Source organism: Agarivorans sp. 2_MG-2023 (genome assembly GCF_030548085.1).
Taxonomy (GTDB): Bacteria; Pseudomonadota; Gammaproteobacteria; order Enterobacterales; family Celerinatantimonadaceae; genus Agarivorans.
Map to the genome: position 1 here is coordinate 42,115 of NZ_JAUORQ010000001.1, position 14,838 is coordinate 56,952.

16 protein-coding genes are annotated in these 14,838 nt (G+C 42.0%); 11 read left to right on the plus strand and 5 right to left on the minus strand.

Going from position 1 to position 14,838, the window contains the following annotated elements; genetic code table 11:
- Positions 1-5: 5 nt before the first annotated feature.
- Positions 6-893: an AraC family transcriptional regulator gene (locus Q4549_RS00225; RefSeq protein WP_303553583.1), complete on the minus strand. Its 888-nt coding sequence runs from the start codon at positions 891-893 to the stop codon at positions 6-8.
- 106 nt (positions 894-999) lie between these two features.
- Between Q4549_RS00225 and Q4549_RS00230 the strand changes: the two genes are divergently transcribed.
- The 4 genes from Q4549_RS00230 to Q4549_RS00245 all read left to right on the plus strand — a co-directional run bounded on the left by Q4549_RS00230 (position 1,000) and on the right by Q4549_RS00245 (position 4,298).
- Positions 1,000-2,193: a sugar MFS transporter gene (locus Q4549_RS00230; RefSeq protein ID WP_303553582.1), complete on the plus strand. Its 1,194-nt coding sequence runs from the start codon at positions 1,000-1,002 to the stop codon at positions 2,191-2,193.
- A 49-nt stretch (positions 2,194-2,242) separates the two neighbouring features.
- Positions 2,243-2,767, plus strand: a complete 525-nt coding sequence (locus tag Q4549_RS00235) for a phosphoribosyltransferase (protein ID WP_303553581.1) — start codon at positions 2,243-2,245, stop codon at positions 2,765-2,767.
- Between the two features lie 635 nt (positions 2,768-3,402).
- Entirely contained in the window at positions 3,403-3,753 is a 351-nt protein-coding gene (locus tag Q4549_RS00240; RefSeq protein WP_303553580.1) for a putative quinol monooxygenase, read from the plus strand.
- Between the two features lie 248 nt (positions 3,754-4,001).
- Positions 4,002-4,298, plus strand: a complete 297-nt coding sequence (locus Q4549_RS00245; protein ID WP_303553579.1) for a hypothetical protein — start codon at positions 4,002-4,004, stop codon at positions 4,296-4,298.
- Positions 4,299-4,353: 55 nt separating this feature from the next.
- Here Q4549_RS00245 and Q4549_RS00250 read toward each other — a convergent pair whose 3' ends face one another.
- Entirely contained in the window at positions 4,354-4,929 is a 576-nt protein-coding gene (locus tag Q4549_RS00250) for a TetR/AcrR family transcriptional regulator (RefSeq protein WP_303553578.1), read from the minus strand.
- 89 nt (positions 4,930-5,018) lie between these two features.
- On the opposite strand from Q4549_RS00250, the gene Q4549_RS00255 reads away from it, so the two are divergent.
- Positions 5,019-5,420: an MAPEG family protein gene (locus tag Q4549_RS00255; protein WP_303515325.1), complete on the plus strand. Its 402-nt coding sequence runs from the start codon at positions 5,019-5,021 to the stop codon at positions 5,418-5,420.
- Positions 5,421-5,503: 83 nt separating this feature from the next.
- On the opposite strand, the gene Q4549_RS00260 is transcribed toward Q4549_RS00255, so the two are convergent.
- Together Q4549_RS00260 and Q4549_RS00265 are read right to left on the minus strand one after the other, a co-directional pair.
- Entirely contained in the window at positions 5,504-5,857 is a 354-nt protein-coding gene (locus tag Q4549_RS00260) for a HopJ type III effector protein (RefSeq protein ID WP_303553577.1), read from the minus strand.
- Positions 5,858-5,935: 78 nt separating this feature from the next.
- The gene (locus Q4549_RS00265; protein WP_303553576.1) at positions 5,936-6,856 is read right to left on the minus strand and encodes a DMT family transporter; all 921 of its coding nucleotides are present in this window, start codon (positions 6,854-6,856) and stop codon (positions 5,936-5,938) included.
- A gap of 110 nt (positions 6,857-6,966) precedes the next feature.
- Here Q4549_RS00265 and Q4549_RS00270 point away from each other — a divergent pair, with 110 nt between their 5' ends.
- The 3 genes from Q4549_RS00270 to prfH all read left to right on the plus strand — a co-directional run bounded on the left by Q4549_RS00270 (position 6,967) and on the right by prfH (position 9,979).
- Positions 6,967-7,878: a LysR family transcriptional regulator gene (locus Q4549_RS00270; RefSeq protein ID WP_303553575.1), complete on the plus strand. Its 912-nt coding sequence runs from the start codon at positions 6,967-6,969 to the stop codon at positions 7,876-7,878.
- 317 nt (positions 7,879-8,195) lie between these two features.
- Positions 8,196-9,356 (plus strand): RNA ligase RtcB family protein, encoded by a 1,161-nt coding sequence (locus tag Q4549_RS00275; RefSeq protein WP_303553574.1) that lies wholly within the window; start codon positions 8,196-8,198, stop codon positions 9,354-9,356.
- Positions 9,353-9,979, plus strand: a complete 627-nt coding sequence (prfH, locus tag Q4549_RS00280; RefSeq protein ID WP_303553572.1) for a peptide chain release factor H — start codon at positions 9,353-9,355, stop codon at positions 9,977-9,979. Before Q4549_RS00275 ends, prfH begins: the two co-directional genes overlap by 4 nt.
- A gap of 70 nt (positions 9,980-10,049) precedes the next feature.
- Here the strand turns inward: prfH and Q4549_RS00285 are convergent, their stop codons facing one another.
- Positions 10,050-10,541 carry a GNAT family N-acetyltransferase gene (locus Q4549_RS00285; RefSeq protein ID WP_303553571.1) on the minus strand — a complete coding sequence of 164 codons (492 nt, stop codon included), beginning with the start codon at positions 10,539-10,541 and terminating at the stop codon, positions 10,050-10,052.
- A gap of 267 nt (positions 10,542-10,808) precedes the next feature.
- Between Q4549_RS00285 and Q4549_RS00290 the strand changes: the two genes are divergently transcribed.
- The 3 genes from Q4549_RS00290 to Q4549_RS00300 all read left to right on the plus strand — a co-directional run bounded on the left by Q4549_RS00290 (position 10,809) and on the right by Q4549_RS00300 (position 14,757).
- Complete coding sequence (locus tag Q4549_RS00290) at positions 10,809-11,414, plus strand: nitroreductase family protein (RefSeq protein WP_303553570.1); 606 nt, start codon at positions 10,809-10,811, stop codon at positions 11,412-11,414.
- A gap of 444 nt (positions 11,415-11,858) precedes the next feature.
- Positions 11,859-12,740, plus strand: coding sequence for an aldo/keto reductase (locus Q4549_RS00295; protein WP_303553569.1), 882 nt, complete (start codon positions 11,859-11,861; stop codon positions 12,738-12,740).
- Between the two features lie 541 nt (positions 12,741-13,281).
- Positions 13,282-14,757 carry a hypothetical protein gene (locus tag Q4549_RS00300; protein ID WP_303553568.1) on the plus strand — a complete coding sequence of 492 codons (1,476 nt, stop codon included), beginning with the start codon at positions 13,282-13,284 and terminating at the stop codon, positions 14,755-14,757.
- Positions 14,758-14,838 lie beyond the last annotated feature (81 nt).

Consider the following 14,838-nt stretch of genomic DNA (forward strand, 5'->3'; position numbering starts at 1 on the left):
ACTCGTTATTCACGACGAAACTGCTTAGGTGTTTTGCCATAGGCCTGCTTAAAGCGTTTAGCAAAATAAGCGGGGCAATTAAAGCCTACATTATGCGCGACTTCAGTAATCGGGCGGCTAGATTCAATTAACTGGTTAGCTGCTTGTTGTAAGCGGTAGTGCAGCAAGTATTGATTAGGGGTGCTTTTTAACGCGCTGCTAAATAAACGATAACACTCACTTTCACTAATATTGGCGGCCTTACTCATGGCGGCTGTAGATAGACTGTCGCGATAATGCTGGTGGATAAACCCTAATAAAGCTTGAACTCTACCTTGTTGAACCGACGATACCTGCGAGCTCGCCAAAATGCTTGGCTGATTTTCGCAAAATAGCTGCCAAAACCTCATTAGGTGTAAGTTTACCGCCAGCTCATAAGTAGCGTTTTTCTGTTGGCTGGCAGCAAAGGCCCGCTCTAACTCTTTAATGGCGCGGCTTTGCCAAGGACTATTGGCAGAGAATTTATAATAGGGTAATTCACTATTGGTTATCACCGGGTACACATAGTGCTTATATACGCGGCTATTTTTAGCACCGCCAATTAACTGTGGGGCTAATACAAAGTTTAAAATTCGGCAATCTTGCTCGCCAATTTGAGTCATTTTGTGCAAGGTGCCAGCATTCACAAACACCGCATCACCAACCGTTAATGGGGTACTTCCACCAACACATTCCAGCAGTGTGCTGCCGGCAACAACTTGTACTAGTTCTATTTCATCGTGCCAGTGCCAAGGTACTTCACCACCAATAAACGCAGAAAATTTTTCGTCATAAAATGCGCAGGGGAAATCATCGAAACCATGATGGGTTAACTCGCGGCCTTCGGCATCAGTTTGAATGTTGTAAATTTGCATTTCATAACAATTTGGGAGCTTTGTTATAGTTTAAGAGAGTATTTAGCTACTAAGCAATAGTTATTGGGAGTATCGTTTTTATAAAACCACTCCAGAGCCCTGTTTGATGTTGTTACTACTTGCCATAATCTATTTAGCCTTTATCAGTTTAGGCTTACCCGACTCATTATTGGGCTCGTCTTGGCCGATTATGAGTGGCGATCTTAACTCAAATCTCGAGTTTGCTGGGGTCATCGCCATCGTAGTGAGCGCAGGTACGGTGGTATCAAGTCTGTTATCTAGCCGAGTTACCCACCACTTTGGTACAGGAAAAGTGGTGGCGGTAAGTGTATTGATGACCGCCATAGCGCTTTATGGCTTTAGTTATGCTGATAATGTTTGGCTCTTGGTATTACTAGCAGTGCCGTTGGGCTTAGGTGCTGGCGCGGTAGATGCCGCTTTAAACAACTTTGTCGCGCTTAACTACAAAGCCAAACATATGAATTACCTACACTCTTTTTGGGGAGTAGGGGCCACCGCTGGGCCACTAATTATGGCCATGTACTTAAGCCAACAACAGGGCTGGCGAGAGGGTTACACCACCATTTCTTACATTCAGTTTGCTTTGGTGGCCGTGCTTTTACTGGCACTCCCTTTATGGAAAAAAGCCGCCAGTGAAGCATTAAGAGCTGGTGGCGAGCCGCAAGCTTTAATCAGCAATAGCAGTGCCTTAAAGATTAAAGGTGTGAAACTACAGCTACTCACTTTTTTCTGTTATTGCTCTTTAGAGGCGGGTACCGGTTTGTGGGCGGCCAGTTACCTAATTACCGAAAAGGGCGTGAGTGCATCGGTTGCCGCATTTTGGACAGCTATGTACTTTTTAGGTATTACTCTTGGGCGTTTTTTCTGTGGTTTTATTGCCGAGCGCGTAGCAGAAGACAAACTGATTAGAGTGGGCGTAATCACTATTTTTGTAGGCGTAGTATTGTTACTTGCGCCTATTTCACCGCTAGTCTCTAAATTGGGGCTGATTCTTATTGGTTTAGGCTGCGCGCCTATTTACCCCAATACTATTCACCTCACGCCTGTGCGTTTTGGCAAACAAGCCTCACAGGCCATTATTGGTTTGTCTATGGCCTGTGCTTATGTGGGTACTACTTTAATGCCACCATTGATTGGTGTGATTGCCGGTTCAACATCGTTTATCGCGCTGCCAATAGCCTTGTCTATCTTTAGTGGTGTTATGTTGTTTAGCACCGAACGGCTAAAATTGTGGCCGAAAACTAATGCACTTCAGCATGCCGAAGTGCCAGTAAAGTAGTCTCAAAAAATTGAACAGTAACGGTAAATAAAAGTGAAAAGGTAGTGATATGAGCAATAAACACATTGGTGAGTTAGTGCTAAGCCAGCGCCAAATCCAGCAGGGCGTAAGCAAAGTAGCAGAGCAACTTAATCAAAAATACCAAGGCGAGAGTGCTATTATTATTAGCGTTGTACCGGGTGGCATATTGTTTACTGCAGATCTCGTGCGAGAATTAAGCTTTGATATTGGCATGGATACCATCTCTTGCCCGCATACGCCGGGCGACAGCAATAACAACTCCACCATTGTATTCCATCAAAATATCACGATTGAGAACCAGCATGTGATTGTGGTTGATGACGCCATCGAGTCGGGCGGCACCATGAAGCGCTTGGTGAGTTACTTAAGCGAGTCTTACTCGCTCAAATCCATCAGCATTGCCACCTTGTTTGTAAAGCCTGGGCGAGTAGATATTCCGGTAACCCAGCACTATGCCTATGAAATGCCAAACAACGACATGTTAATAGGCTACGGACTACCGTGGAATAACCTCCACCGTAATATTCCCTACCTTTCGAAGCTGGTTAAATAGGTCGTATTTTAGCCACTTTATAAGGCATTCGACCAAGGGGGCATAATTGGTGCGTGACGAGATCAATACCTCGCACTTTGGCACTTGAGTTGAATATTTTTTGACTTTAAAGTCAGTAGAATACGATTACTTGTTTTTTAGCGAATCGTTATCAATAGGAGTGATTTAGTGACAAGGATGGTCAAGAGTTTTTATTTTCGGGTAATGATCCTTATCGTACTGTGTACCGTTAATGCGTTGTTCGGTGATAAAGGCTCATTTCAAAGTAGTCTAGGAACAGTATCTATCACATATGGGGCCGCCATTGGCTATCTAGCTTACTTTGGACTGTATGTGTTAACTCTTAGGTGCAATGATTGTGGAGAGCCTGTCATTTACAAATCAGTGAATCCCTCTGGTTGGAAGTTGCCCACTAACTGTTGTAGTGAATGTGGCAAAGGTTTTGATTGAAAATAAAATAGGTCTGAATTTGTCTAATCAAACCACTCTGGCTTAAGGCTGTGTACTAAGCCTTCTATAGCAACGCTTGGCTTGACCGATCTAAAGTATCCTCACTATTTAAGCTCGTTTTACTCTGTTAGTTTCTTCTACAATTATTTACTATTTCCCTAAACCTTAAAAAGAAAGAGAATCTTATGACAAGCCGTGTATATGTATTAGCTCAATTCAAGCCAAAAGCAGGAAAGGAAGCTGAGTTATTTGAGGTGCTTAAAGCCCTTGAGCCAGATTCTTATCGCGAGAAAGGGTGTATTCAGTACATGCTGACGCGACAAATTGACCATCCAAGCGCTACCAGAAACGAATACCCAATTGTATTTAACGAAGTTTGGGATAACCCTGAATCTTGGTCTGCACATGGTCGTAGAAAACAAGTACAACACTTTTTCGAAACACAGGTTCAGGCAGAGACAGGCTTAGTGGAGGATGCAATGGTTACCGCCTATTCCGATGAAGGCTATAACTATGATGCGCCTATTTACGAGTAATAACGAGTATAAGTAATAGTAGATGACCACAGTCATGCCCAGTTTAACCTAGGGCTTGGTGTTGCTATATCATGCTCTATTGGGCAATTGAGTTATCTTCATCATATTGAACGAGGAAAGGGATTGAAATTCGGACATATAGGGATGTTTTTAGGGGCCATTTCTTTGCTCGCAGCATTAGCGAGATTTTTTGGGCTGGCCCTTTTTCGCCTCAACCAACCATTGAAACACTTGTTGCCGAAAAAGCGGTGTCGATTAGAACTGCGGCTTTAAATGCTTTATCTGGAAAACAAGTGGTAAGTGAAACACATAAAGCTGATTGGAGTACAGATAAAGTCATAGACGTCACAATTTCATTATTAGGTGGCCTAGCAACCATACTTGCAGTTGTTTCTTTTACTCAAAAAGAGCCTCCACGTATTGCAGCAGGTGCTGCAGTTATGGGGGTAAGCGCTATCACTTTCCAATTTGTTGTTATGTATGTAATTGCTCTATTGGTGGTTCTTTTAATTTTAGGTGCGCTAAACAGTATCGTAACGGTTTAGATCCGTTCAAAGTATGCTTGTCGTGGCTAGCTTATTACTAGGTTTAGTTCACGGCTTATATTCCACCTAATATCTTTTGCGCCTGCTGCCTACACGAAGTGAGGATTTCATTCACTACGTTTGGGTCATCTATAGTTCTTGAAATAGCCACTGCACCAATGATCATTGATGTTAATGACAAAATATCAGCCTTGTTACTAGGTGAATTGAATCCAGCATAATCCATAATAATTGCATTGAAATTTTGGTAGGTGTTGGCATATGTTTCTTTGGTTGAACTATCTCTAGAAACTATATCTGTAGCTAAGAATGCAAGAGGGCAAGGTTTTTTCCCCCGCACATGCTCAATACTTAAGTAGCCGTCTAATAAGTAGCTTAGCCACTCTTTGGTAGATGTGTTTTTCGGCTTATTTTGTGTTAGTTGACTACTGGCCGCAGAAAACGTTAACGCTTCTTTATATAGCTCTGATTTACTTTTGAAATGTGCGTAAAAAGCGCCTCTGGTGAGTGAGCAGTGTTCCATTACTTCGTTTACCGTTACTGCATCAAACCCTTTATTGGAAAACAGCGCCTTAGCACCAATGAGTATCCGAACTCTCGTTTTTTCTTTATGTGCTTTTGAAAAAGGCATGTTATCGCTCAAATCATTTTTATATGATCTTTATCATATAAAGGTACCCAGTAGAATCAAGCCTTGTTTAACTACTTAAGGAGTTACACATGGTTTACGCCATTTTTGTTCTTTTTCTGCTGACTGGACTAGTGGGATTGATTAGCGTCAAAACACGGGCATTATGTGTTAAAAATGGATTAGTATCAGCCGACTATTTTAAGCTGATGCAAGCACAAGATGTACCAGTAGAGATGATAAAAACGACGCGTTGCTTCAATAACTTGTTTGAAGTTCCTGTTCTTTTTTATGCGGTATGTTCAATTTACATTGGGCTAGGTATTGACAGTATTATAGGGCTTTTAGCGGCTTGGACATTTGTTATTGCTAGGTGTGCTCAAGCTTACATACACATCACGTATAATAAGGTAAAACATAGGCGGTTAGCCTTTGCGACATCTGTACTATGTGTAGCGACTCTTTGGTGTGATTTACTTATATTTGAAATGTAATAACGAATGCTCAAATAAGCGATACGTATGCAGTATAAGACTATAGATTTGTTTAAAAGCCGCTAATGCGGCTTTTTTGGTGTTTATACTTTTTTACTTAAGGCTGGCTGAGAGAATGAAATCCCGTCCCACCCATTTTTTATAAACTGACGAATGTTTTGATGATCTTCACCTTGAGGGGTATCCAGTACATCTTGGTAGTACTGGCCAAATAAGGCGAGAGTTTGCTGCTTACTTAAGGCTTGTAGCTGGGCAAAAGCAAACACTTTACATGAACCGGAGTTTTCTCCAGCGGCATTATTTTGTTCACCGTTGCTAAACGCGCACGGGGTAAAACTGTAGTTAGCTTCAATAATAGCCATGCTATCTTCAAAGCGAATTTGGTCTGGATCTTGGGTGAGGATTTCTATGAAACTTGTGGTATCAGCTTGTGCCATAGTGTACTTCCTGTAGCGTTTGCAAAAACTACGCACACCTTATTGGAGAAGCACAGCCTTGGTCAACAAAAATAGCGCTTATCTAGGCTCGTTTTGGATTAATAACATTGCTATCAAAATGAACCCTGCACCTGGTAAGGTTTGCCAATCTAGTTGTTCTATACCCATTAAAACGGTGAGTAAAATAACAAATAGTGGGGTTAAATAGCTGTACGCTGCCACCTTAATTGGCCCCAGTTTTAAGGTGCCAATTTGTAATAAGAAGAAGGTAATAAGAGTGGTAAACAAGGCCAGGTAACTAATGCCCGCATATACCTTAAATGGAACATTGCTCCAATCTATTTGGCTAAAACTGGGTAACGCTAATACCAATAACCAAACGGCACCAAACAAGATAACCCAAAAGGTCATTAGCTCTTGGCGCTCACCACGATAGCGTTTTTTCATTAAGGGGTTATACACACTTAAGCTTAAGCAACCCACCAAAAACAACAGGTCGCCACTGTTCAGCTGCAAGTTAACCAGAGCGCTAATTTGGCCGCGAAATACAATCCATAAAGCGCCTACGGTGCCTATTAATAAGCCCAGTTGGCGGCGCTTACTTATGGTTTGTTGATTGATTATGTAACTGGCGAGCGCTGTCATTGCTGGCAAGGTGGTATAAAGTGCACCAGTGTTAATGGCGCTGGTATGACGCAAGGCTTCGAACATACACCAAAAAAATATTACCAAGGGAATGCTAAGTAAGGCATAGCCGAACAAGGCGCGCAGTGGTGGTAGTGCCCAGCCGTTTTTCGCTATTACATAAGGGGCGAACAATAGGGCGGCCAGAAAAAAACGCAGAAACATCATCACCACTGGTGGAAGGGCATAAGTAATAGCTGCGCCCACGGGAAACGAGCTAGCCACCAATGCCACCATGATGAGCATTAAGCCGTGGGTGCCTTTGTTGGTGTTTATTAATGAGTTTGCTGGCGCTAAGTGCTGGCTGTTGATCATTGTGAATATCTCATTTAAGGAAGCAGCGCCAGTTTAATCGTAATCGTATTGACTGATAATTCCCTAAATTTGATAATAACTGTTGAGTTTAAGTTGACATTGGTGAAGCTATGGATGGGTTTTCGGCAATTCCTGTGTTTGTTGCAGTGGTGGAAAGCGGAGGTTTTTCGCCTGCAGCGCGCAGTTTGGGTATTTCTAAATCGGCGGTGAGCAAGCGGGTAAACCAGTTAGAACAACACCTTGGCGTAAAGTTGCTACATCGAACGACCCGTAAACTCAGTTTAACCGAGGCGGGAAAACACTATTTTGAGCATGCTGCCAAAGCGCATAATGCCGCTAAAGATGCCGAAGACGCAGTGGCGCAATTACAAGGGGAGCCGCAAGGCTTGCTGCGAATAAATACGCCGATGTCTTTTGGTCGTTTGCATATTGCCCCGCTAATCGCCGAGTTTTTAACGCGTTATCCCAAAATCAGCATTGATATGATGATGGACGACAAGGTCAATGATTTAGTTGCCGAGGGTTTTGATCTTGCTATTCGCGCTGGCGACTTGCCCGATTCATCGCTTATTGTACGCAAATTAGCACCGCTAAATAGCGTATTGTGCGCCTCGCCAGCCTACCTAAAATTACATGGCACTCCCACGCAAATAGAGCAGTTAAGCCAGCATAACTGCTTACAGTTTAGTTATTCGCAAGATGTAAAAGAGTGGACGTTTATGCGTGACGGACAATCACAATCAATAGAGGTAAAAGGCAATTATCGAGTCAATAACAGTGAAGCCTTGCGTGATGCCATGCTGCAGGGATTAGGCATCGGCCGTTTGCCTACCTTTGTTGCTGGGCCAGATATTAAAGCCGGCCGTTTAGTGACATTGTTAGATGAGTTTAAAATGCCCAACAAAACCATTCACGCGGTATTTGCCGAACGCCAATATTTACCAGCAAAGGTGAGGGCGTTTATAGATTTTGCTGTGGAGTACTTAGCGGCAGATCAGCCTTATTGGGAGCTTGGTAGTTAGTTGTATAAATATTGGAGAAGGAATTACCACCCTGTGATTATATTTGCTTTATTATCAATTATTCATTGATTTACAAAATATCTTTGCCTAATATCGTCACTCAATTATTTACTACATTATCTGTAAAGGAGAAACAATATGACTACATTAATCCCAACCTTTGCAGGTCTTGCTCGGTAAAAAAATCTTAGTTTGGTGCTTATATAATTGGGTGACCAATACACTTAGATTCAATAATCCCTCGCTTTATTTCCTTCTTGAAAAAGACCTGCCAATTCGTTTTTCGTTTTAAATCCTGATTAAAGGGAATTGGTATTATGGGCAAATCCGTCCAAAAAATAACAAATAAAGTTAGCCTTATAGCGTCCAAAGAAACTTGGATAGAAGGGCTGGCAATACAGCAACTCAAAAAAACTTCAGATCTACCGAGTATGAACCTTGTAGCTGGTATGCCTGATCTACACCCTGGAAGGGGTTACCCAATTGGTGCAGCTTTTCACACCAAAGAGCGGGTATATCCTGCGCTAGTAGGTAATGACATTGGCTGCGGTATGGCACTTTGGCAAACATCAATAAAACAAGCAAAGTTAAACTTAAATAAGTTAGAGAAAAAGCTTAAAGATATTGAAGAGCCTTTAGATGAAACTTGGTTATCGCTCATTGATAAGCGCAAACATGATAAAAATATTGTTAATGCTGATTTTGACTACGCGCTTGGAACCATTGGTGGTGGTAACCACTTTGCTGAATTTCAGGCCATTGATGAAGTTTATTCTCAGCTGGGGCTTGATGAGCTTGGAATAGATAACAAACAACTCTTGTTGTTGGTTCATTCTGGATCGCGAGGCTTAGGCCAATCTATTTTACTTGAGCATGTAACGCAGTTTAATCACAACGGGCTGTTGAATGGTAGCGCAGCATTTTTAAAGTACATTGATAAACACGATGAAGCTGTTCGTTGGGCAGAACTTAATCGAGAGCTTATTGCATTACGTTTCTTAGATGCTGTTGGTTGCTCAGGAACACCGTCGCTTGATGTAAACCACAATCTAGTAATGTCGAAGGCAATTGGTAATCAACAAGGCTGGTTACATAGAAAAGGGGCCACTCCAAGTGACCAAGGTTATGTTGTCATCCCTGGTTCTCGCGGAGATTACACTTACCTAGTAAAGCCAAGAGTAGACAACACTCAAACAACCAATTTATTTTCTCTTGCGCATGGTGCCGGAAGAAAGTGGAAACGAGGAGAATGCCAAGGACGCTTAAGTCATAAATATAAGCGCGAAGACATGATTAAAACTGCGTTAGGCAGCAGAGTGATTTGTGGAAATAAAGAGCTTTTATATGATGAGGCACCACAAGCTTACAAAAGCTGTGAAAGTGTCATTAGCGATATGCTAGACGCCGGTTTAATCGAGTTAGTTGCAAAGCTTCGCCCTATGTTGACGTTTAAAACTAATGGGAGTTGTTCTGGATGATTTTATTACAACTCTCTGCGGGGCAGGGACCACTAGAATGTTGTAAGGCGCTTGGTTTAGCTTTAAAGGTAATTGAAAAGCAATGCAAAAAGAAATCTATACACCTAGAGCTGGTCGAAGTAGCTGAAACGAGTGAAATAGATTGCTTTAAATCGATACTGTTAAAGTTAGAAGCTGAAAACCCGAAAGATGCTTTGCAATATGCAGAATCATGGCAAGGGCCTTTGTTATGGGTTTGCCGTAGTACATTTAGGCTAAAGCATAAACGAAGAAATTGGTATTTTAGCGGACGTTGTTACGAAATAAATGATGCTAAATATAGTGCTGAATTAAGCTTTCAAACATGCCGAGCTTCAGGGGCCGGAGGTCAACATGTTAATACCACAGACTCAGCGGTGCGAGCCATTCATATCGCTTCAGGCTTGTCTGTAAGGGTTGAAAGTGAACGTAGCCAGCATGCAAATAAACGGATGGCTCGAACCTTACTGATACAAAAACTGGAAATGAATGAACAGGAGAGCGTTAGTAAGCAAGAAAAATTGCGTTGGCAGCATCACTGGCAGGTTGAGCGCGGTAATCCTATTAGAACATTTACGGGGGAAAAATTTAGGTTATTGACGTAGATAGATGAAAGTCGATCTTGTTGCTGTGTTCGCGCGCAGCAACAAGACTTTGCATGTTTTTAACCAAGCTTTAAGTCGCTCGCCACTTAGGGTTAAGAATGGCCCAGCGTTCGTGGTCTTTCCAGCCTTTACCGCCAATGTTTAAGTAGCTTTTAGATAAGCCTTCTTTCACAAACCCTGCTTTAGCCACCAACGATATAGAGGCTTTGTTACCGGGCTGAATATTGGCTTCTAAGCGGTGTAAATTTAACTCTTCAAAGGCGTAGTTTAGTAATAGGCGAATACCTGCTTTCATATAGCCATTGGCCTGGTGAGGGTGGAACACTTCGTAGCTAAGATAAGCTGACTGAAAATGACCTCGAATGATCGCCGAGATATTAAAAGTACCAACGATCTCGCCAGTTTCAGCTAAACACACTAATTGGCGGTGTTCCTCTTCCAAATAAGCGCGCACGTTTTTAGGCGGGTAGCTCCAAGGGCGATGAAAAATCTCGCTGTTTTGGTAACACTCGCTGAGTTCCTCTAAATCAGCGCGCTCTGGCTGTCTTAAATATACGTTCAATGTTCTTGCCTTTTTTACACCTAGCTTGTTGAAAAAACGATGAAAGCCTCATTATCTTAGCTGATGTTTTGGGCTTAAACATTACTGATACATCTCTTTTTGAAGAAATAAGCGTGCGGTCTATTTATTGATAAGTGCATAGTAAAGACAGGTAAACTGTAAACTTAAGCTCAACAGTATCTTTACTATTTTCCGTATTATCACCAAATATGAAACAAATTAAGCTAAACAGGAATCGATTAACCTTCTTTAGCTTATGGAGCCACCATGGAACTGTTTACTGCTATACAACAACGCCGCGCCGTTAAACACTTTGATACAAATGCAGCAATGGAGCCGCAACATTTCACCCAAATGATGGAGGCGGTGCTATTGTCTCCTACCTCTTACAACATTCAGCATTGGCGCTTTGTTCGAATTACCGATGTCGGTATGCGAGAGCAAGTTAAGCAAGCTGCTTGGGGGCAAGCGCAGGTGAGTGAGGCGGCTGAGCTGATTATACTGTGTGCCGATACTCAAGCTTGGGCCGATAGCCCTGAGCGTTATTGGTCTGCTGTTGATGCTAAAACCCAAAGCTTGCTGGTGGGAATGTTAGGTAACTTTTACCAAGGTAAAGCAGAGTTGCAACGTGATGAAGCGATGCGCTCTTGCGGCATGGCCGCACAAACGTTAATGCTAGCGGCGAAGGGTTTGGGTTACGACAGTTGCCCAATGATTGGCTTTGATGCTGAGCAACTGGCCGAGCTGATAAAGCTTCCATCAGACCATGTTATTGGCATGATTATCGCGGTAGGAAAAGCGGCTAAACCTGCCGGTATTCGTGGAGGTCAATTAGCTATGAGTGAAGTACTCATGGTAAATAGCTTTAGATAATGGTGAGTTTTTAACTAAGCCAATGCTAGCGGTTGGCGTAATGCTTACGTTTACTAGGTCGTACGTTTTAAATGACAGTTTTGTCGCGACTACTTCCTGCTTCATTGGCGATCAAATGTGTTTGCTTCACTTCCCCACACAGAGTTAGCGAATAGATCAGGCTTAAGCATATGGTAAAGGTTTTTTCTTAAAGCTTGCGAGGGTTAGAGTGCCTATTTTTAGAGCATGTTCAGTTTAATTTATTCACTCCACCACGACAAATTCAAATTCGCACTAAAAGGCTGTTATTCTCCTTATTTTATCTTTAACTCTCTTTCACTTTGGATATTCGTCAGTAGAATAATTTGTACTATACAGGCAGACGCACTGTTACTAATTTTGCTTAAGGTGGCGATCTCGTTATCGGTTATTTCAGCATAAATATACAAATTGAAAAGGATATAGATGATGCTACTTCGTGAATTTGGTACTACTGGCCTGCAAACGTCTGCTATTGGTTATGGGGCCGGAGCTATTGGTGCTACAGAGGTAAGTGAAGGTCAGGCCGAAGCCCTACTTAATGGTGCTTTAGATTTAGGGATAAACCTTATAGATACAGCCAGAGGTTATGGCTTATCTGAAGAGCGAATAGGTAAGTACATTAGTCATCGTCGAGACGATTATGTTCTCTCTACTAAAGTGGGTTATGGTGTAGAAGGTCATCAAGACTGGACTTACAGTTGCATTATTGCTGGGGTAGAACGAGCATTAACACTAATGAAAACCGATGTGCTTGATATCGTTCATTTGCACAGTTGTCCTGCAGCAGTATTAAAAGATGGCAGCGTTATTGATGCCTTGGATGAACTTAAACATCAACAGAAAATAAGAGTAAAAGCTTACTCCGGTGAGAATGATGACTTGTCGCTTGCTGTTCATTCAAATCGTTTCGACAGTATCATGGCATCCCTTAACTTTTGTGACCAACACATCATTGATAATCAACTACCCCGCGCGAAAGAAAGAGGGATGGGAATGATAGCGAAAAGACCTATTGCCAATGCACCTTGGCGTTTTAGTGAGCGTCCTACAGGTCACTATGCTGAAGCGTATTGGGCAAGAATGCACGCTATGGCGATTGATTTTGGCATGTCTGAGTTAGAGATGGCTATTCGCTTTAGCGTATTTACCTATGGGGTTGATACCGCCATCATTGGTAGTATTAACTTAGAGCACATTGCGGCTAACATAGGGCAAGTTAACGCAGGCCCACTTGAGCAAGAGTTATTGACCACCATTCGCGGGCGTTTTCAAGCTTGTGACCAAAACTGGCAAGGGCAGCTGTAGTGCTGAGCCACCTAACGCTTTTAACTTTAGCTTGATGCTAAATCAAGCCACATCCTCTATTTTTAGTAAATAGAGGCAGTGGTATTTTAGTATGTCTCACGGCTTTCATATTAACCCTTTATTGCTAGTTAGGCTTTGAATAAAAAGACATGTTTTTAGTTAGCGTAGAGCTAGCAATACTATCTCTTTGTTGGCTTTTAACATCGTACTCAAGCTGATGATTACATCTTTAAGTATTCGAAACACTTAGTCATTTATGGCATTTCTCTCTTGTTTTATTGCGTTAACAATATCCGCGTTCACTGTTGCTCCACGGGTTGAGTCATTCCAAATCTATATCAATGTTTTTTGACTGACTTTGGTCACTTGAAACCTGTTTCTTACACTGTGTATTATTACATTGTTGGTTTTTTGTGCTTTATCGTGGTGGGTAGTTAGCCTCTATATGATAATTTTATATTTATTTTGGATTTTTATCCTTTTTCGGATGTGGGGGTCATGTATCCTATTAATAATCATCTTTTCAAGGAATAAAAGAATTATGCGTAGATATGTTTTCACGCTAGTTGCCTCTGTTATCACCGCCTCACTGACTGGTTGCGGTGGCTCGGATAGCAGCCCATCAGGTAATACATCCATACTATCAGGGAAGGTTATTGATGGTTACATTTCTGGAGCCACAGTTTTTCTAGATGTAAATTTTAATGGAGAGCTAGACGAGAATGAGCCAAGTGCTGTAACAGATGAAAATGGTGAGTTTGACCTGCTACTAAATGAAACCTTAACTGAGTGTTCTTTATACGTTCCTACCGTAACCCATGTACCTGTAGGAGCCATCGATTCAGATAGTCCAGATACCCCCATAACCGAAGCCTATACGATGATATCGCCCCCGCCATTTGCCATGGGAACAGATGAAGAGCTGCTAAACCTTACGCCTCTCTCTAGCATTGTTTGGGAGTCTGTTGAGAAAGAACTAGCAAGAGATGGGGAGCAACTAAGTTGTCAAAGTGTCATTGCAGATCTGGCCTTACGTGAGAAAATCACCGATCGATTAGAGCAACAAGAGTTCCGAACGGCCCAGCGTTACAACATCACCATTGACGAGCTATATGGTGACTATATTGAGTCTGGTAATACTGAGCTACACGAACTAGCTCAAGCTTTAGTTCCCGGTTTACAGGCATCATATGCTGAAACTTTAGTGTTGGAGGAAAACAACCCTGAAGCTGACTATGTCTTTGTTGAGTATTTCATTGGCTTGAGTGACAATTTTCAGCGTTATGATGACAGTTGGTATCGCCGAGAGTTTGTACAAGCGTCAACGGGTAATTGGGCAAGTAGAACTAACCAAGTGTCAGATGATTTGTCAGAAATACTTGCTGTTGTTGAGCAATACTCTCAGCGTACGAAATTAAGTGATAGCGTAGAGTATGCTGAAGATTTTTATTTAACGCGTAGTAATGAATGGACGCTAGAGGTTCCAAGTTATTATTGCGGAGTATCAGAAACTTATACTCAGATAGCAGACTTGGCATATGGGGTTGCTAACTCTGCAAACTCTCCGGTTTATGAATCATCTTGGGAAAGCTGTTTGGCATTTGAACGCTTGGGCAATACCACTCAAAGCCTAATTACAAAAGTATTTAGTGATAACGGAAATACTTTGCTGACCGAGTCTTATCATTCGTTTGATTCCGAAAATCCATCTGGCATGGAGCATTTAATCGGTCTTGGAGACGATATTGATGATTTAGATGGTTCAGAGCTTAATCAATTAAATTATATCGATACTGCTTTTGAAAATACTGATGCGTATGGAGCAGCGGGTTGGCGCCGTGTGAAGAACGTATATACCTCGTCAGATCTAGAGCAAACACAGCAGACACAAACAGTGCATGTGCACACCAATACGGATGATTATACCGTTTATGTATACAATCCAGACGGAACTAGCACTATGCAATGCGGGCTGTGGTCTACCCAAGAATTGGAAGATTGTACGCCTGATAAATAAGGTTATGTACTGGTATTGTTTTGCCTTTATGGTTTTACTTTAGCTATCAAGCAAATAGCCTTTCATTAATCGATGAAAGGC

Excerpts from the sequence above, each read along its gene's own strand:
- Q4549_RS00225 (WP_303553583.1), bottom strand. The coding sequence starts at position 893 with ATGCAAATTTACAACATTCAAACTGATGCCGAAGGCCGCGAGTTAACC.
- Q4549_RS00260 (WP_303553577.1), bottom strand. The coding sequence starts at position 5,857 with ATGGCACAAGCTGATACCACAAGTTTCATAGAAATCCTCACCCAAGAT.
- Q4549_RS00235 (WP_303553581.1), top strand. The coding sequence starts at position 2,243 with ATGAGCAATAAACACATTGGTGAGTTAGTGCTAAGCCAGCGCCAAATC.
- Q4549_RS00295 (WP_303553569.1), top strand. The coding sequence starts at position 11,859 with ATGATGCTACTTCGTGAATTTGGTACTACTGGCCTGCAAACGTCTGCT.
- Q4549_RS00265 (WP_303553576.1), bottom strand. The coding sequence starts at position 6,856 with ATGATCAACAGCCAGCACTTAGCGCCAGCAAACTCATTAATAAACACC.
- Q4549_RS00275 (WP_303553574.1), top strand. The coding sequence starts at position 8,196 with ATGGGCAAATCCGTCCAAAAAATAACAAATAAAGTTAGCCTTATAGCG.
- Q4549_RS00300 (WP_303553568.1), top strand. The coding sequence starts at position 13,282 with ATGCGTAGATATGTTTTCACGCTAGTTGCCTCTGTTATCACCGCCTCA.
- Q4549_RS00230 (WP_303553582.1), top strand. The coding sequence starts at position 1,000 with ATGTTGTTACTACTTGCCATAATCTATTTAGCCTTTATCAGTTTAGGC.
- prfH (WP_303553572.1), top strand. The coding sequence starts at position 9,353 with ATGATTTTATTACAACTCTCTGCGGGGCAGGGACCACTAGAATGTTGT.
- Q4549_RS00255 (WP_303515325.1), top strand. The coding sequence starts at position 5,019 with ATGGTTTACGCCATTTTTGTTCTTTTTCTGCTGACTGGACTAGTGGGA.
- Q4549_RS00270 (WP_303553575.1), top strand. The coding sequence starts at position 6,967 with ATGGATGGGTTTTCGGCAATTCCTGTGTTTGTTGCAGTGGTGGAAAGC.
- Q4549_RS00290 (WP_303553570.1), top strand. The coding sequence starts at position 10,809 with ATGGAACTGTTTACTGCTATACAACAACGCCGCGCCGTTAAACACTTT.
- Q4549_RS00240 (WP_303553580.1), top strand. The coding sequence starts at position 3,403 with ATGACAAGCCGTGTATATGTATTAGCTCAATTCAAGCCAAAAGCAGGA.
- Q4549_RS00250 (WP_303553578.1), bottom strand. The coding sequence starts at position 4,929 with ATGCCTTTTTCAAAAGCACATAAAGAAAAAACGAGAGTTCGGATACTC.